Annotated in this window: 14 protein-coding genes; 13 read left to right on the forward strand and 1 reads right to left on the reverse strand. The window is 61.5% G+C overall.

Translation table 11 applies throughout. From position 1 onward, the window contains the following. Positions 1–11 precede the first annotated feature (11 nt). The 5 genes from F0P95_RS01250 (at position 12) to F0P95_RS01270 (ending at position 9,195) form a co-directional block, all read left to right on the forward strand. Positions 12–383, forward strand: a complete 372-nt coding sequence (locus tag F0P95_RS01250) for a diacylglycerol kinase (RefSeq protein ID WP_182335393.1) — start codon at positions 12–14, stop codon at positions 381–383. 518 nt (positions 384–901) lie between these two features. After that, on the forward strand, positions 902–2,155 hold the full coding sequence (locus F0P95_RS01255) for a TolC family protein (protein ID WP_082393855.1): 1,254 nt from the start codon (positions 902–904) through the stop codon (positions 2,153–2,155). Next, positions 2,152–3,405, forward strand: a complete 1,254-nt coding sequence (locus tag F0P95_RS01260; RefSeq protein ID WP_054663599.1) for an efflux RND transporter periplasmic adaptor subunit — start codon at positions 2,152–2,154, stop codon at positions 3,403–3,405. Before F0P95_RS01255 ends, F0P95_RS01260 begins: the two co-directional genes overlap by 4 nt. Positions 3,406–3,420: 15 nt before the next feature. Then, positions 3,421–6,657 (forward strand): efflux RND transporter permease subunit, encoded by a 3,237-nt coding sequence (locus F0P95_RS01265; RefSeq protein ID WP_101099244.1) that lies wholly within the window; start codon positions 3,421–3,423, stop codon positions 6,655–6,657. Positions 6,658–6,741: 84 nt separating this feature from the next. Beyond that, positions 6,742–9,195 (forward strand): heavy metal translocating P-type ATPase, encoded by a 2,454-nt coding sequence (locus F0P95_RS01270; protein ID WP_202626336.1) that lies wholly within the window; start codon positions 6,742–6,744, stop codon positions 9,193–9,195. A 168-nt stretch (positions 9,196–9,363) separates the two neighbouring features. Here the strand turns inward: F0P95_RS01270 and F0P95_RS01275 are convergent. After that, positions 9,364–10,520 (reverse strand): IS3 family transposase gene (locus F0P95_RS01275; RefSeq protein ID WP_139349468.1). Its coding sequence is split into 2 segments (ribosomal slippage): positions 9,364–10,280 and positions 10,280–10,520, totalling 1,158 coding nucleotides; the frame shifts between segments, so codons are not numbered across the junction. A gap of 858 nt (positions 10,521–11,378) precedes the next feature. On the opposite strand from F0P95_RS01275, the gene F0P95_RS17775 reads away from it, so the two are divergent. The 8 genes from F0P95_RS17775 to tatA all read left to right on the forward strand — a co-directional run bounded on the left by F0P95_RS17775 (position 11,379) and on the right by tatA (position 17,849). Further along, on the forward strand, positions 11,379–11,783 hold the full coding sequence (locus tag F0P95_RS17775) for a CopL family metal-binding regulatory protein (protein ID WP_182335394.1): 405 nt from the start codon (positions 11,379–11,381) through the stop codon (positions 11,781–11,783). A 102-nt stretch (positions 11,784–11,885) separates the two neighbouring features. Continuing rightward, entirely contained in the window at positions 11,886–13,739 is a 1,854-nt protein-coding gene (locus tag F0P95_RS01285; RefSeq protein WP_182335395.1) for a copper resistance system multicopper oxidase, read from the forward strand. Beyond that, a complete protein-coding gene (locus F0P95_RS01290) occupies positions 13,736–14,908 on the forward strand; it encodes a copper resistance protein B (protein ID WP_232528723.1) in 1,173 nt (390 codons plus the stop codon). The genes F0P95_RS01285 and F0P95_RS01290 overlap by 4 nt, the downstream gene beginning before the upstream one ends. An 84-nt stretch (positions 14,909–14,992) precedes the next feature. After that, on the forward strand, positions 14,993–15,502 hold the full coding sequence (locus F0P95_RS01295) for a YybH family protein (RefSeq protein ID WP_182335396.1): 510 nt from the start codon (positions 14,993–14,995) through the stop codon (positions 15,500–15,502). Positions 15,503–15,514: 12 nt separating this feature from the next. Further along, entirely contained in the window at positions 15,515–16,039 is a 525-nt protein-coding gene (locus F0P95_RS01300; protein ID WP_232528986.1) for a DUF411 domain-containing protein, read from the forward strand. Between the two features lie 153 nt (positions 16,040–16,192). Further along, positions 16,193–16,576: a copper homeostasis periplasmic binding protein CopC gene (gene copC / locus F0P95_RS01305; protein WP_099475654.1), complete on the forward strand. Its 384-nt coding sequence runs from the start codon at positions 16,193–16,195 to the stop codon at positions 16,574–16,576. Positions 16,577–16,586: 10 nt separating this feature from the next. Continuing rightward, positions 16,587–17,516 (forward strand): copper homeostasis membrane protein CopD, encoded by a 930-nt coding sequence (gene copD / locus F0P95_RS01310; protein WP_099475655.1) that lies wholly within the window; start codon positions 16,587–16,589, stop codon positions 17,514–17,516. Between the two features lie 108 nt (positions 17,517–17,624). Next, positions 17,625–17,849 (forward strand): Sec-independent protein translocase subunit TatA, encoded by a 225-nt coding sequence (gene tatA, locus F0P95_RS01315; RefSeq protein ID WP_046272500.1) that lies wholly within the window; start codon positions 17,625–17,627, stop codon positions 17,847–17,849. Positions 17,850–18,302: the final 453 nt, after the last annotated feature.

Genomic DNA, 18,302 nt, shown 5'->3' on the forward strand with positions numbered 1-18,302 from the left:
GAAACATCACAATGGCAGACATGTATGGTCATCGTCCACGGAGCATCGCCCGTGTGTTGAAAGCGCTACGCTGGTCTCTTCAGGGCCTGCGATCGGCCTGGCTGCATGAGTCTTCTTTTAGGCTAGAGGTCGTCATGGCCCTGGCGGCTCTACCCGCCGCAGTCTGGTTAGGCGACTCAGGGGTAGAGCGAGCCCTCTTGGTAGGGAGTGTGCTGTTGGTGCTTGCGTTGGAACTACTGAACTCGGCCATCGAAGCAGTTATTGAACGATACGGGCCGGAGATCCATGAGCTCGCTGGTCGTGCCAAAGACATGGGCTCAGCCGCTGTGTTCGTAGCACTTTGCAATGTCGGACTGACCTGGGCATTCATCCTCCTAGACTGACCACCTTAGCTCCAAACCTGAACGGAAGCCTAAATCGTGCCAAAAGCGGTCGCTTCCACCCTTCTATGTAATTGTATCCGTCTCAATCAGGTTGATAGTCTTCCCACCATGCGCCGGTCCCTTCCTGCCATTCGTATGTACCTAATGCTGCTGCTTTTGGCGGTATTTGTGGTCGTGCCTGTGGCCGAGTCGTTGGCGTGTGCGCAGGAAGCACCGGCTAGCCAGGGAGATGTTCACGCCCTGAGCAGTGACTCAGACCTGGAATCGGGCAAGGACAAGAGTAAGCAATCATCCGGCGCCGACTCCTGCGGTCACGGGCATTGCCACCACTCAACCGCTAGTCTCCCCGCCGCCGGCCACGACGATCTGCTCGCCAATGGTCGAACCTTGCTGCGCAATACCGAGCACGGGGATGTCTACGCACTTCGACTCGACGGGCCCATGCGCCCCCCCCGTATCTGATCTGGCTCTGCCCCGCGCTAGCGGGTAGTTCGCTCAGATAATTTACGGGAGTTTTTATGTCGATTTTGACAGGTCGGTCGCTATCAGCGACCGGGTTGGCTGTTGCTGTTCTGCTGGCATTGGTGCCTGGCGGGGATGTAGGTGCTCAAACTGCACCGTCTTACGAATCGTTGCTTTCTCGTTTGGACCAGATGCCTGCGTCCGTCCAAGGTGCCGCGCTGGCCGAGGCCGCAGAGGCTCGGGTGCAACAGGCCCGGGCTGTACCCAATCCGACGGTCTCCATCGACGCAGAGAACGCGTACGGTACTGGTGCCTATCGGGGTTTCTCCAACGCTGACACCATTGTGACGCTTTCCCAGCCGCTCGAAATTTGGGGTCAGCGGGGCGCGCGAGTGCGCGCTGCGCGTGCAGAGGCAGGCGCAGCGGGCCTGCGGGGCGATCTGATGCGCAGCGATGCGGCTGGTCGTCTGGCAGCCACGTATGCGGAGGCAGAGGCTGCTCTGCGCCGCTATGAGTTGGCTAGCGAAGCTTTGGCGTTGATTGAACAAGACGCGAAAGCCGTAGGTGCGATGGTTAGCGAAGGTCGGGAACCCAACTTGCGCGGCGTCCAGGCGCGTAGCGAGGTTGCTAACGCGAAGGCCAGCCTGGATGAGGCCGAGGCCTTCCGGGACGCGGCTCTAGCGCGGCTAGCCGGGGTGTCTTTGTTGGATGGCCGGCTTACCGAGATCGGTGAAAGCCTTCTGGATCGCGTGCCATCTCACCCGGTCGCAAACGAGGCCGCCCCGCTCGCTGTTCGAATCGCCCAAGCCGAAGCGGAGGCGTCAGGTCGGCTCATCGATGTCGAGCGTAAGCGCGCTTTGCCACAACTGAGCGCATCTGTGGCTCAAACGCGCTTCCGCCAAGCAGGCGACGAGGCCTACAACGTTGGCATCAGCCTTTCCATTCCCCTGTTTGACCGCAACCGCGGGGCGATTCGGGCTGCATATGCCGAGCAACGTGCAGCTGAGGCGGTTCTAGAGGGTCAGAAGCGTGACAGCGAGGCGGCTCGGTTGGGAGCGGTAGCGAGTCTCAAAGCGTCCAACAGCCGCGCGCGAGCTGCGGATGAGAGCGTACAAGCCGCAGACGAAGCCTATCGGTTGGCCCGCATCGGATTCGAGGCAGGTCGTATATCGCAATTGGAGCTGCGTAGCGCCCGATCAACTTTGATTGCTGCGCGTGGCAGCGCTGTAGATGCCCGCCTTAGCCGGGTGACAGCAGAAATCGACCTCGCTCGCCTTGAAGGGCGCGCACCGTTTGTGGAGGCAAAATGAATAAGTACGGAAACAAGACGCTCATCGGAGCGACGCTGGTGGCTGCCTTCCTGCTCACCGGGGGGCTTACCGCATGCAGTGGCGGTGCGGAGGAAACGGAAAAAGCCGCCGGCACCGAGGCCAAGAGTAAGGGCAGCAAAGAAGAAGGGAAGGGTGGTCACGCAGATGAGGCCACGCCTGATGGTGCAGAAGCCCACAATGATGGCGACGGCGACGGTGAACACGGCGAGGAGGAGGCTGAGGAGGGGCTAGTCAAGCTGACGTCCGATCAGATCAAGGCATCTGGCATCGGCGTGGTTGCAGTAGGGCGGGGCGGTGGCGCTTCAACTAGGCTTGCAGGTCGCGTCGAGCCCGCCATCGGGGGGCGCGCAGCGATCGCCTCGACGGTCACTGGCCGGGTTGAGCGCGTACTCGTTGCGCCAGGAACAGCGGTCAAAAGCAATCAACCTCTAGTAGTTGTGGTTAGCGGCGAAGCTGCGACGTTCAAGGCCGCAGCTACTGCGGCGGCGGCAGAGGCAGAAGCTACTCGCTTGGCCTACAGCCGCGATAAATCTCTGGTGGACCAAGGTGTGGTGGCGCGTCAGGAGCTGGAGGCCTCGCGGGCCCGCTCTTTGGCGGCCGATGCTGCGGCCAGTGCTGCCCGTGCTCAAGTCGCTGCCAGCGGCTCTCCGGACAGTTCCGGCCGGGTGACCATCACCAGTCCGGTCGCTGGGTTGGTAGGCAACGTCCAGGTAACACCAGGTGGTGTCGTCTCGGCTGGAACCTTGGTGGCGGAGGTTTCCAATCCCGACATGAATGAACTCGTGTTTACCGCGCCCCCCGCGCTGGCCACCGTCGCCATGCCAGGGATGAAGTTGGAGGTCACGGGCCCCCGAGGTAGCTTCGAGGCTGAAGTAATTGCTGCGGCTGCGAATGTGATGCAGCAGGGTGGCACCGCCACGATTCGTGCCAAGCCAATCTCCGAGAAACTTCCACCGGCCGGCTCCCCCGTTTCGGCACTGATCATTGCCGGTGGTGCCGCCGAAGGTATGAGCGTGCCTGCTGACGCGGTCCAAACCGTTGACGGCAGAAGCGTTGTCTTCGTGGCCGTCGAGGGCGGCTTCAAAGCAACGCCGGTACTCGCCGGGCGCCGTGCAGGCAATCGAATCGAGATCCTTAACGGTCTGACGGGCAGTGAGCGCGTCGTAGGCGCCAACGCCTTCCTGCTCAAAGCCGAACTGGCCAAAGGCGAAGCCGAACACGGCCACTAAGGGAACTCATTCACCATGTTCAACATCATCATCGAAGCAGCGGTCAGGTTCCGCTGGCTCATGGTGTTTCTGGCCGCATTGATTGCCTGCTTTGGCTTGTTCCAACTAAGCAAGCTACCAGTCGATGCCGTACCAGATATCACCAACCGCCAGGTCCAGATCAATACCATCGCCCCAGCCCTGACCCCTGAGCAAATCGAGCGTCAGGTTACGTACCCCTTGGAGACGGCCTTGGCTGGCATCCCGGGGCTGAACACCACCCGTTCGCTATCGCGCAATGGCTTCTCCCAGGTCACTGCAATCTTCACCGACAAGACTGACATCTACTTCGCACGCCAGCAGGTCGCTGAGCGCATGCGGGAAGCGGCCGGGGACCTGCCTGACAATGTCTCACCCATGCTTTCGCCCGTTACTACGGGTTTGGGTGAGGTACTGATGTGGACAGTGGACTTCAGGCCATTCGACCCCAAGAAGCTGGCCAAACCTGGCCAAGCCGGTTGGCACGAGGGCGAGGTCTACCTGACCCCGGAAGGCGATCGCCTTGCTACCGCGCAGGAGCGCGCAACGTATCTGCGTACCGTCCAAGATTGGATTATCGCGCCCCAGATGCGCTCAAGCCCGGGCTTGGCGGGGGTTGATACGGTAGGTGGCTACGTCAAGGAATACGGTATCTACCCCGACAGCGCACGGCTGGCGGCATACCGACTTGGCTTGGCCGATCTCGTACAGGCATTGGAGCGTTCCAACGTTCAAGCAGGTGCGGGCTTCGTTCAACGTGCAGGTGAGGGCCTGGTAGTACGGGCCGACGGCCTTGCGTTGACGACCGACGACTTGGCCCAATCCCCGGTAGCGACCAAGGACGGCGTGGTTATTCGCGTAGCCGATGTAGCAGAGGTCGGTCTGGGTCGTGCCCCGCGGCTGGGCGCGGCTAGCCGTAACGGACATGAGGCCGTGCTTGGCACTGCTCTGATGATCGCCGGAGGTAATAGCCGCACCGTGGCACAGGCGGCCGCTGAGCGTCTGGCGCAGGTCAACGAATCTCTGCCGGCCGATATCTTTGCAGAACCGGTGCTTGACCGAAGCGTGCTGGTCAACTCGACCGTCAAGACGGTCGCCAAGAACCTGACTGAAGGTGCTCTGCTGGTAGTTGTGGTTCTCTTCCTGCTACTGGGAAACTTCCGTGCAGCAGCCATTACCGCGCTGGTGATTCCGCTCTCGTTCCTGTTTGCCGTTATCGGCATGAACAAGTTTGGTATCAGCGGCAACCTGATGAGCTTGGGCGCCCTGGATTTCGGCATTCTTGTAGATGGTGCGGTGATCGTGATCGAGTCCACCCTGCTGATGCTGGGCAAACGCCGAGCAGAACTTGGCCGGCCTCTGAATGCCATGGAACGGCTCCGCGTGGCTGCAGATTCAGCCAAGAAGATGGCGCGTCCTGCGGCGTTCGGGCAGATGATTATTCTGCTGGTGTTCGCACCGATCCTCACCTTGGAGGGCGTTGAAGGTAAGACGTTCCAACCGATGGCAGCTACTTTCATGCTCGCCCTGATTGGCGCATTTATCTTCTCCTTTACCTTCGTGCCTGCAATGGCTGCGCTCCTTGTGAGAGATCCAAAGCCTCATGCGAACAAGGACGGCAAGGATTCTCACGACAATGAAGAGCACGAGACTGCAATCATCCGCGTCCTGAGAAGGCGCATTGAGCCAGCAATCCAAGGTGCCATTCGTAGGCCCAAGGCTGTGCTTGCTGGCGCTCTGATGATGCTTGTGATGGGCGTGGTCGGCTTCACGATGCTGGGTCGGGAGTTCATGCCAACGCTTGATGAGGGAAACCTTGCCATGCAGGCGCTTCGCGTTCCCTCGACGTCCTTGGAGCAATCGCTGGCTATGCAACTGGCGCTGGAGAGGTCCATCGCGGCTGAGCCTGAGGTAGTGACCGTCTTCTCAAGAACAGGTACTGCCGAAGCTGCTATCGATCCAATGCCAACCAACATCTCTGACAGCGTGATCGTGCTCAAACCGCGCAAGGATTGGCCTGACTCTTCCTTGAGCAAGGAGGATCTAATCGCCAGGTTTGAGAAGATCGCAGCCTCGCAGATAGGTAACAGCTTCGAGTTCAGTCAGCCCATCGAACTGCGCTTCAACGAGTTGATCTCGGGTGTGCGTACGGATTTGGCTGTCATGATCTACGGCGACAACTTCGAGCAGCTTCAGGCTGTTGCCGATCAGGTTGCGCTGAAGCTGAGGAACGTGGAGGGCGCTGCGGATGTTCGTGTGGAACAGATCTCTGGTCTGCCCACGCTCAATGTAGCGATCGACCACCTTGCAGCAGCACAGTACGGTCTGACGGCTGCAGATGTTAGCGACGCCCTTGCAACGGGCATCGGCGGCGCGGCGGCCGGCAAGATCTTTGAGGGGGATCGTCGTTTCGATGTCGTCGTTCGCCTCGGAGACGATGCCCGCAATGATCCCGATCAGCTTGCATCACTGCCAATTGCAACTCCCACCGGCGGGATTGTGCCCCTCTCATCTGTTGCACGCATCGACATCAGCGAGGGACCTAATCAGATCAGCCGGAACAACGGTAGCCGGCGTGTAGTGGTTCAGGCCAATGTACGCGGCCGTGACTTGGGCGGGTTCGTAGGTGAAGCCCAAGCTGCAGTGAAGGATGTTCAGTTGCCCCCGGGTGCACACATGACTTGGGGCGGGCAGTTCGAGAACCTCCAGCGGGCGGAAAAGCGACTCTTGACCGTCGTGCCGATCGTGTTCCTGCTGATCGGTAGCCTGTTGTTCATGGCACTGGGCAGTGCAAAGGAAGCGGGCCTCGTGTTCAGCTGCGTTCCGCTAGCACTGGTCGGCGGCATTCTCGCTTTGCTCGTTCGTGGCATGCCGTTCTCGGTGTCTGCTGCAGTCGGATTCATTGCGGTTTCTGGCGTGGCAACGCTGAATGGTCTGGTGCTCATGCAGGCTATTCGAGAGCGCCTGGACGCCGGCGATAGCCCTCTGATTGCTGCGATGAATGGCGCCGGCAGCCGAATTCGGGCCGTGGTGACCACCGCGTTGGTCGCCATCGTCGGCTTCATTCCGATGGCTATTGCGAGTGGTTCGGGTGCCGAAGTGCAGAAGCCTCTGGCTACGGTGGTCATTGGTGGCTTGTTGACTGCAACGGTCTTGACGCTGCTTGTCTTGCCGACCTTCGCGGGGCGACTGGCCAAGTCAGATCCTAAGGTGGAGCCGGAGACCGCCCACTGATTGAATGAGTGTTTGGGCCCGGCAGCGCATCTGCCTGCCGGGCCTCCCGATCCAATCTCTTGACGTTGGAGGCAATACGTGAACATGACCACAGAAGTCGAACTGCCGGTCGTACTCCCCGGCGTACCTCAAGAGGACCACTGCGTACAGAGACTGGCCGATGAGCTTGAGGAAATGGCCGGTATATCACGCGTGCATCTGCGCGGGGTAAGCGCAGGAGCTCCGGAGGCCCTATGCATTCACTATGACCCCGAGCTGATCTCACTTCAGCGCGTGCGCGAACTAGCGTCGTCTATGGGGATTGGCCTGGGTGAGCGATACGGCCATCTGTCCTTGGAGATGGACTCGTCCGTGCATGCCCGCAAGGCAAGGACGATCGCGGGGCAGCTACAAGCTATACCCGGTGTCGTTGAAGCGACCACCAGCCCTGCTGGAAGGGTGAACATCGAGTACGACCGGACCCAGACAGGAGAAGCTGATCTGAGGGCGAAGCTCGAGGATTTTGGAGTGGGAAGGAGCGGCCCCGCCCCCGACCAAGGCGCGCAAGGTCAGCACGAAGGTCACAATCATAAGGATGGGCAGGACCATGCTCATTCCCATGGTGGAATCCTTGGTGCCAACAGTGAGCTACTGTTCTCACTCGCATGTGGCCTGCTCCTCCTGATTGGCTTTGCAATTGAAAAGCTCGGCTTGCTCGCAAACGACTGGGTCCCTACTTCTCTTTACGTGGCTGCCTACCTGTTCGGAGGTTGGTTCACGCTCCGCGAAGCTATTGAGAACATCAAGCTAAAGCGCTTTGAGATCGACACGTTGATGCTTGTTGCGGCGGCAGGTGCTGCTGCGCTGGGCGCATGGGCAGAGGGCGCACTGCTTCTGTTCCTCTTCAGCCTCGGCCACGCGCTCGAACACTATGCGATGGGCCGCGCAAAGAGAGCGATTGAGGCGCTTGCCAAGTTGGCCCCGGAGACAGCCAGGGTTGTCAAAGACGGGAAGGTCACTGAAGTCCAGGTTGAGTCGCTGATACCTGGAGACGTGGTGGTTGTTCGTCCCAATGATCGGATGCCGGCGGACGGATTCGTTGTTAAAGGAACCAGCAGCGTTGATCAAGCGCCTGTAACCGGTGAGAGCATCCCGGTAGATAAGCTGCCGGTAGGTGATCGTGCGCTGGCGCGGGTGCGTCCGGACTCCGTTGAGATGCAGTCCCGCGTCTTCGCCGGCACCATTAACGGCTCCGGCGCAATGGAAGTTGAGGTGACCCGCCGATCAGGGGAGTCGGCCTTGGCCCGCGTCGTCAAGATGGTGAGTGAGGCCGAGACCAGAAAGTCGCCAACTCAACGCTTCACCGACAAATTCGAAAGAGTGTTCGTTCCGGCAGTTCTGATTCTGGCCGTGCTGTTGCTTTTCTCGTGGGTAGTGATCGACGAGCCATTCCGAGATAGCTTCTATCGAGCGATGGCAGTACTGGTCGCGGCAAGCCCGTGCGCACTGGCTATTGCCACACCAAGTGCCGTTCTGGCCGGTATTGCTAGAGCGGCCCGGGGCGGAGTGCTCATCAAGGGTGGCGCCCCGCTAGAAGAACTGGGAATGGTTCGCGCCATCGCGTTTGACAAGACTGGAACCCTCACCGAGGGAAAGCCGCGAATCACCGACATTAAGGTGATGCAAGGCTCTACAGAGCAGGAACTGCTGCAGGTTGCGGTCGCCGTAGAGGCCTTGAGTGATCACCCACTGGCGGCAGCCATTGTTCGAGATGGCAACGCTCGCTTGGGAGAGGTTCCCGTGCCAGTAGCCACGGATCTCGCTAACTTCACTGGAAGCGGGGTTCAGGCGAGGGTGAATGGCCTAAACGTCTGGATCGGAAAGGCAGAGATGTTCGGCACCGGCGGCATCAGCACCCTGACTGCGGAGGCGCAGTCGGCCATCGACGAGCTTCGCAACGTTGGACGAACCACGATGGCAGTTCGTCTAGGTGACCGTGATATCGGTGTCATTGGCCTTATGGATACGCCGCGCCCAGAAGCACGAGAAGCATTGGACAAGCTGCGAAGCTTGGGCATCCAGCGGATGATCATGATTTCCGGCGACCATCAGACAGTGGCACAGGCCGTGGCAACGGACGTGGGCCTAGACGATGCTTGGGGCAATCTAATGCCCGATGACAAGGTGAAGGCCATCCGCCAGCTCAAGGATACGGAGCGAGTGGCGATGGTTGGTGATGGTGTGAACGACGCGCCTGCGATGGCGAGTGCGAGCGTCGGCATCGCGATGGGCGCCGCGTCCTCGGACGTTGCTCTGGAGACGGCCGACGTAGCACTCATGTCCGAAGACTTGAGGCAGGTAGCGTTCTCAGTGGCGCTTAGTCGACGCACCCGAAGTGTGATCCGCCAGAACGTTTACGTGAGCCTGGGCGTAGTGGCGGTGTTGGTGCCTGCGACAGTCATGGGTCTTGGGATTGGTCCTGCTGTAGCAGTGCATGAGGGATCGACTCTGTTGGTCGTGTTCAATGCGCTGAGACTCCTCGGCTACCGCCAATCCTGACATGCGCATTCTATTGATTGAGCGCGACCTCAAGGACGCAGCGCAAATTCTGGACTACTTCGAGTCCCGTGGTCATCAGCTTGATGTAGTGGCCGATGGTCTGGCGGGCCTACATCTGGCGGCTACCAATCTATACGACGCAGTCGTGCTTGACTGGTTGCTTGGGTTCTACCCCGAAATCACGGACTGTTTGGAAAGGACTGAAAACTTCTGGTCCTGCTTGACCCGGCGCCGTCGCATCCTGGGGTTGTGGCGGCGCTCGATATATTCGAACACATCGGACCGGGCGGCATCGAGTGTGGGATACGTTGTGCGATAGATCCGCTCGCGTTTGAGCAATCCGAAGAAGCCTTCGCAGGCGGCGTTGTCACCACAATGCCCCACCGCACTCATCGAACAGAGCAGGCCATTGGCGGCCAGGTAATCCTGGTAATCGCCGCTACGAAATTGGCTGCCACGGTCGGAGTGCAGGATCAGCCGATGCTGCTCCTGACGCTGCCAAACCGCCATCTGCACGGCCCTGATCACCATCTGCCTGTCCTGCCGATGATGCATCGACCAGCCCACAATGCGCTGGTCAAACAGGTCCAGCACTACGCACAGATACAGCTTGGCCTGCTGGGTCTTGATCTCGGTGATGTCGGTCACCCACTTGGTTTCCGGCTCCGAGGCGCTGAAATCACGCTCCAGCAGGTTGCGCACGCCCGGCGGTGTCAGGGCCGGTTGAGCGCGCTGGCCACGCCGTTTCTGGCGCGGCCAGCCTTGAAGGCCTGCCAACGCCATCAGCCGGGCAACCCGGTTCCGACTGGCCGTCAGCCCTTCCTCGACCAGATCTTCCTGCATGCGGCCGGCACCCAGCGTGCCCCGGCTGTCCTGATGCAGCACATGGATACGGCCCAGCAAGCGCTCGTTATCGCATTGACGAGGGCTGGGCAGTCGTTTGCTCCAGTCGTAGTAGCCACTGGTCGATACCCGCAGGCAGCGGCACATCAGACGAACCGGAAACTCATCGCGGCAACGTTCGATCACCTGATACCTCAGGATGATCCCTTGGCAAAGAACGTCGCCGCTTCGCGCAAAAAATCCCGCTCCTTGGTGATCCGGGCCAACTCGCGTTTGAGCCGGGCAACCTCCTCGTCACGCGGGCTCCCGGTACCAGCAAAGGCGGCTTTCCCCGCCGTCTGCGCCTCCCGCTTCCAGCGGGTCAGCAGGCTGTCACGGATGCCCAGCTCACGGGCTACCTGGGCGCAGCTGACACCGGGCCGACTGGCTTGCTCCACCGCGCCACGCTTGAACTCGGCACTGAACTTGCGACGCTTTGACATGAACACTCCTCATGGCCTCGATCGGCCTTCTTGTAAGTGTCCGTGAAAACGGGGGTGAACCCAACTCACCGTTGACGGTCAGGGGTTTGGGTAACGCACCACGGGCGGAACGCGCTTCGGCAGCCCGCAGTTCTGCCGTATCAGCGGCCAGCAAAGGGTTGGCGTCGAGGGCCCTGGAGACAGCCTGCTCCAGGCGCAATGGTTCGGCAGCATGGCTTTGCAAGGCCACGCCGCTGGTTCCGGCCAAGGCCAGAACCAGCAAGTAACGCAGATTCACGGAGAACCTCCGATTCGGTTGACGGAATACGCAGGAGCGGCCGCGCGTGGCAGCCGGAAGCGTCGTCAGGCGATCGGAGGTCTGAACGGAAGGGTCAGGAGCATCGTGGGACGGGCCTGCGGGTCCGTGAGCGGGGGCTCAACTGTCAGGCACCCGACCACGGGCCCAGGCGACGCAGTTGGGAGCACATCACAAGCGCCCCCGGGAACCGCCTGATGGAGGAGCGCGTGAGCGCCCGATGCATGAGCAGGATCGTCCTCGTCGGACGCATGGCCGTCACCGTCGGTGCTCACCGTATGCGTTGCATGCCCAACGGCGTGCAACTCCCCCACGGCTGCAAGCACCGGCTGCACGACCAAGGCAAGGGCAAGCAGCAGCAATGCTGCGTTGGCCAAGAGTGGGCGGTGGCGTAGCCAGAGTCGCATTTCGCGAAGATACCTCGGATCCGCGGCGTGTTCCAATGCCAATCGCCGAGTTGAACGCTGAGGCCGCTACACCCCCCTCCGAGGCGTTACCACGGCATTCATCCGGTGTTTACACGCATGCGTATAATCGGGCGTATGCCTTTCCGCGCGCTCCTGATGCGACTGTTACTGATCGTTGCCTTGTTGGCCAACGGTCCGGCCATCGCAGGTGTGTCCATGCACATGGAGCACTTGGGCGACGCCTCGAGCGACGTCACCCCCGTGACCATAGTGCAGACGGCGGCCGAAGCCGTGGCTGCGTGCCACGGGGCCGCCGAAACGGCGGTGACCGAGCGCGCTGATCATCATCCGCAAGTTGCTGACCAAGCCAAGACGGCATCACCTTCTGACAATTGCTGCGAAGCGGGCGATTGCTGTGCGTGCATGCACCACTGCTTCGTGGCACTCGCTGGGTCGTCGCCCGCGGATATGTCCCTCCGGCACCCGCAACTCGCCGAGTCATTCCGGTCGGTGCATGCTTCTGCTTCGCTGAGCAATCTCTTCCGACCTCCGATCGGCTAAGTGTCGCTGCGCGCCATCCGGCGCTGATGCACCCTGTCCGCTGCTCAACCCTGACAGGGTAAGGCTCGCTCCGCGAGTCGTCGACCTTTTCCCGGAGTTCCCATGTCAACCCGTTCTTTCGGCCGTGCCGAGGGGCTGTCTGCCCCCTCGCGCCGCCTCTTCGTGCAAGGCCTTGCCGCCGGCGGCGCCGTTGCAGCCCTCGGTCTCTGGCCACGTTCCAGCTGGGCCGTCAAGGCCGAGGGCCTGCCCAACGTGCTCTCGGGCACCGAATTCGACCTGACCATCGGCGAGACGCCGATGAACTTCACCGGCGCCACGCGCCCCGCGATCACAGTCAACGGATCGATTCCCGCACCCTTGCTGCGCTGGCGGGAAGGCACCACCGTCAACCTGCGGGTCCGCAATGCCCTGCCCCGCGGCTCGATCCATGGCGAGCAGGCGTCGATCCACTGGCACGGCATCCTGCTGCCGGCCGACATGGACGGCGTGCCCGGACTGAGCTTCAACGGCATCAACCGTGGCGAGACCTACCAGTACCGCTTCAACGTCGTGCAGGGCGGCACCTACTGGTACCACAGCCATTCCGGCTTCCAGGAGCAGGCCGGTCTCTACGGGCCACTGGTGATCGAGCCGCTGGAACCCGAGCCCTTCGTCTATGACCGCGATTACGTGGTCATGCTCAGCGACTGGACCGACCTCGATCCGAAGCGCCTGTTCGCCAGGCTCAAGAAGCGGTCTGACTTCGACAACTTCTCCAAGCAGACGGTCGGCGACTTCTTCGACGACGTGAAGCAGCACGGCCTGGCCGCTACGGTCGAGGACCGCAAGATGTGGGGCCAGATGCGGATGACGCCAACTGACCTGTCGGACGTCAATGGCAACACCTACACCTTCCTGATGAATGGCACGACTTCGCTCGGCAACTGGACCGGGCTGTTCCGGTCGGGCGAGAAGGTCCGCCTCCGTTTCATCAACGGGTCGGCAATGACGTACTTCGATGTGCGCATCCCGGGCCTGAAGATGACGGTGGTCGCGGCCGATGGACAGTACGTCCGCCCGGTCACGGTCGATGAGTTCCGCATCGCCACCGCTGAAACGTTCGACGTCATTGTCGAGCCGACCGGGCAGGATGCGTTCACCATTTTTGCCCAGGACAGCGGCCGCACGGGATACATCAGCGGAACACTCGCCATCAGGGAAGGCTTGCGGGCGCCCGTGCCCAACCTCGATCCCAAGCCGATCCTGACCATGGACGACATGGGACACGGTGGAATGGGCGGCGGCGGTCATGATATGTCCTCGATGTCACACGGTGCGATGACCGGCGGTGCCATGGCGGGAATGGACCACAGCGGCCACGACATGTCATCGATGGCCGGAGGCGCGGCAGCCGGCGGGAGCATGGCGGGGATGGATCACGGTGCCGGCGGAATGCAGGAACACCCTGCAAGCGAAACCGGCAATCCGCTCGTTGACATGCAGACGATGGCGCCCGCGCCCAAGCTGGATGACCCGGGCATCGGGCTACGCGACAACGGCCGACGCGTACTGACCTACGGCGATCTGCGCAGCACGTTCCCCGACCCCGACGGGCGCGCGCCCGGCCGCACGGTCGAGCTGCACCTGACCGGTCACATGGAGCGCTTTGCATGGTCGTTCGATGGAGTGAAGTTCGCTGACGCCGAACCCCTGCGTCTGAAGTACGGCGAGCGCATGCGAGTCGTCTTGGTCAACGACACGATGATGTCGCACCCGATCCATCTGCACGGCATGTGGAGCGACCTCGAGGACGAGTCCGGCAACTTCATGGTGCGCAAGCACACCATCGACATGCCGCCTGGTACGAAGCGGGCCTTTCGCGTGCGCGCCGACGCGCTGGGTCGCTGGGCGTTCCATTGCCACCTGCTTTACCACATGGAAGCCGGCATGTTCCGCGAAGTGCGGGTGGAGGAATGAACGCCATGATCCTTTCCAGTCGCCACCCCCTGGCCATCGGCCTGACGTCCGTACTCGTTCTTGCAACTGGTTGCGCCCCGGCGTGGGCGCAGGAGACGGACCACGCCGCACACCATCCGGCAGCCAAGCCGGCTGCGTCACCATCGTCGCCAAGGCCCGCGGATCCGCACGCCGGCCATCTACCGACTTCACCGGACAAGAGTTCCGACGATCACGGGACGATGAACCACGGGAACATGCGGCACGGAGCTGCGAATCCTGCCGACAGCGAACACACCGGGATGGACCACTCCACGATGGACCACTCCACGATGGATCACTCCGGGATGGATCACTCCGGGATGGATCACTCCGGAATGGATCACTCCGGCATGGATCACTCGGGCATGGATCACGCTTCCATGGGCCATCAACCTGGTGTCAGCGAGGACCTGCCGCCGACGGCCGAGCCGCGCGAGCCAATCCCGGTTGTCACGCCGACAGATCGGGCTGCGGCGTTCCCGGACCTCGACGAGCACCTGATGCATGGTGAATCGATCAATTCCTACTGGGCGCTTGACCGGCTAGAGGCGTGGGACGCGGAGGAGGACGGCACCGGCATGGCCTGGGAAGCACAAGGCTGGGTGGGTTCCGACTTGAACCGGCTCTGGCTGCGCAGCGAGGGCGAGCGTGCAGGTGGATCCACCGAGTCGGCGGATGTGGAAGTGCTGTACGGCCGAGCGATCGCCCGATGGTGGGACGCAGTCGCCGGTGTCCGCCATGACTTCGCCTTCGGCGGCGGGCCGTCGCGCACCTATGCCGCGCTCGGTGTGATCGGTCTTGCGCCGTACAAATTCGAAGTCTCCGCGACGGCCTACCTAGGCGAGTCCGGTCAGCTCGGGGTAGGTGCGGAAGCCGAATACGAAATGCTGTTCACCAACCGGCTGATCGGCCAGTGGCTGGTCGAGGGCGAGGCCTGGAGCAAGGACGATCCGGCGGTGGGAATCGGCAGTGGGCTGAGCAAGGTCGAAGCCGGTTTCCGCTTGCGCTACGAGTTCCATCGACAGTTCGCGCCCTATGTCGGCGTGGTCTGGGAGCGTGCTTACGGCGGAACCGCAGACCTCCGTCGCGCAGCATCAGGCGATGTTGACGACACCCGGATTGTGGCGGGCGTCCGCATCTGGTTCTGACAGGAACTGGCATTGAGCCAGCGTACGCAAGGCTGGCTGAAGTTTCTTCAGCGACACACACACCACTGATTTCGGAGTTCACGCATGAACGTAACACCCGTCACCCTTGCCCTCGCACTGGCATTTGCCGTTGTGTCGCCCGCTATGGCGCAGACAACCCAGGCGCATGCACATCACCCCACCACTGCGGCAGCGGCGAACGTGGATGTTCCTGCCGCCGCCACGGCCGCCGTCGCCGTGGTAGAGCGGTTCAACACCGCACTGTCCAGCGAAGACCTGGCAACGGTCGGATCCCTGCTCGCTCCTGACGTCCTCATCCTCGAGTCCGGTGGTGCCGAGCACAGCCGCGAGGAATATCTGGGCCACCACGCCATCAGCGACGCGGCGTTCCTCAAGGACGCCCATCGACAGTTGCTCCGTCGGCGCGCACGCGCCGCTGGCGAGTTCGCATGGGTCGGAACCGAAAGCGAGTTGCATGCCCAGAAGAACGGAAAGCCACTGACCGTCCAGAGCGCCGAGACGATGGTGCTGAAGCAGACTGCGGACGGCTGGCGGATCGTCCACATTCACTGGTCCTCGCAGACCAGGTCCTGAGGAATGTTCCAGATGCGCACTTACGGATTGAATCGACTGGCTTGGGCCGCGCTTGCCATGGCAGGCCTAAGCGCCTGCAGCCAAGCCGCTGCACCCCTTGGAGTATCACCACCCGCACCTGCTGGACAGGCCGGATCGCAAGCAGGCCAAGCGCTTACGGCATTGCCGCGCATAACAGTCCACAAGACCCCGACCTGCGGCTGCTGCAACGCGTGGATTGACCACGTGCGCGAAGCCGGGTTCGCGGTGAATGTGCACGACATGGAGGACCTGGGCCCCGTCAAGGAACGTCTGGGTGTCCCGTATGCGAAGGGCTCCTGCCACACGGCCCAGGTCGAGGGATACGTCATCGAAGGCCATGTTCCTGCAGCTGACATCAAGCGTCTGCTGGAAGAAAAACCCGACGCACGTGGCTTGGTGCTGCCGGGAATGCCGCTCGGTTCACCGGGCATGGAGGTCCCGGACGGGCGCCAGCAGCCGTACACGGTCGAGCTGGTCCACCACGACGGGACCACTGAGCCGTTCGCACAGCACTGATCCGTCAGGGCAAAAGGGCGGCGTTACGAGCAAACCGGAAACATCAAAAGCGGAACAATGTTGGTCTCGCGCACACCCCGAAACATAACGCTTGCACCACAGCACGGCTCCACGAAACGAGCTTTTTTCACATTCCCAATGAGGATTATCCAAATGAAGTCGTCAAATATCTTTCGTTCCTTCGCGCTCGTCCTCGGCATTGCAGCGGGGCAGTTTTCACTACAGGTCGCCCACGCCCATGCAGCTCTGCAGCAGTCCACACCGGCGGCAAATAGCGTGGTGGTTTCTCCAAACGAAATCGATCTCGTGTTCAATGAAACATTGCTGCCGCGGGCGTCGCGTCTCGAGTTGCTGATGGTGCACGGCAATTCCACGATGCCAATCAAAAACTTCACCACGGAGATCGTCAATGATGGCAAGACCTTGCGTGCCAAGCTGCCCAAGCCGCTGGCTGCGGGTATGTATCGCGTGGAGTATCGCGCCGTTGGAGGCGACAACCACCCCATGACGGGCAGCTTCAGCTTCACGGTGCGCTGAGGAGATCCGAATGTTCGACTTGTCGGCTTATGCACTGAGATTCCTGGAATACCTTGTTCTCATGGTGCTTTTCGGGATCCCACTGTTCGGATGGTACGGTTCGCGTCGATCGGCAGTCGCCGACGCCTTGGCCGGGTGGCCACTCATGGGCGTTCTATTGGTGAGTGCCGCCGTCGCTGTCGTACTTACCGGGGCCGATGTCGTCTTCAAGACCGCGGGCATCATGGGAATGGCGATTGCCGAAGTTGATCGTGATTCGCTTGGCTGGTATCTGCTCGAGACGTCCGCGGGTCGGGCAGCGATGGCGAGAGGCGCACTGCTGGTCGCCCTGATGTTTGTGCTCGGATGGCATCGCCGCCACGGGAAGGTGGAGTCCGCCTTCCCGCTGGCGGCGACGCTGGCGGGCGGCGCACTCGCTTCACTGGCATGGAACGGCCACGCGGCCGCTGGTGAGGGCGTGGCAGGCGTGGCCCGGCTCAGTGCAGGCATCGTCCACCTTCTCGCGGCAGGCGGCTGGATCGCAGCGGTCCTGATGTTTCTGGGGATGCTCCTGCGCGACAAGCAGGCCTCGGGCAACGGGCGCCTGCGATCAACGCATGACTTGCTGCATGGATTTTCGACTCTGGGAACGATTTTCGTTGGGGCGCTCATGGTGTCCGGCATCGTGCATTACGGGGATCTCACCGCTTGGTCGTTTTCCGCGCTGTTCCTGACCACCTACGGGAAGTTGCTGCTGTTCAAACTGGCCCTGTTCGCTGGAATGCTGGGCTTGGGCGCGCTGCACCGATGGACGTTGGTGCCGCGCTTGGGACAGGCGCTGACCAGCGGTGATCCCGCGCAGGAGGTGCGTGCGTTGCGGCAGAGCGTTACGGCTGAGTCCGCCTTGGCCCTCTTGATCCTGATTGTTGTTTCAGTGCTCGGGACGCTCAGTCCTGCGTAACAGTTGCTTGCTTTGCGGCAGTTGAAATATCGAGCGCCTCTTCAGCACCACTCGCGGCATTAGTGTCGAGGCGTGCGTCGTTATCACTCATTTTGGCGGGATTTTTTCATGGGAAGTTTCAGTATTTGGCACTGGCTGGTCGTGCTGTTGATCGTGGTACTGGTGTTCGGTACCAAGCGGCTGAAGAATGCCGGCAAGGACGTCGGTGAGGCGGTCAAGGGTTTCAAACAGGGCATCAGGGACGACGCGCCGCCCCTGCAGTTACGCGACGCCAGCCCTGAGGCCGGGCTCGAGGCCCAGAGCAGCCGCAGCACCGAAACGACCTCGCACTAAATAGGCCACTGGCCTGAGCCACGTAGCCGGCATGCTGGTTTACGTTCCCTCAGACCAGATCGTCAGAGGGCTGACGACACCGATACCAAACTTGGCTGAAGTTTCCCGGTGATGCCTTACGTTCGGCGCCAGTTTCGCGATGGATGTTGCAGGCCCCCTTTCTCTGGGGACAGGCCAGGGCAACTGCGAGACTTGCGCCGTTCCGGCAGATACGGGCGCCGCTAGAGACGGTCTTGACCTTGGTTGCTCACCGGCCGAGAGGACACCGTGCGAATTTATTCGTCCCTGACCTACTGACCTACGCCAGAGCCCCATTCAGCTGTAAAACTCCTGTGACAAACTTCCTTGGCAGCCCATTCAACTCAACGAGCACCGTTATGACCGCACCGTCCTCCCAGCACCATTCCTCCCCTAAAGACGCAACAGCTGCAGATGCCGTCGGGGGACAGGTGA

The organism is Stenotrophomonas acidaminiphila, from assembly GCF_014109845.1.
Lineage (GTDB): Bacteria > Pseudomonadota > Gammaproteobacteria > Xanthomonadales > Xanthomonadaceae > Stenotrophomonas > Stenotrophomonas acidaminiphila.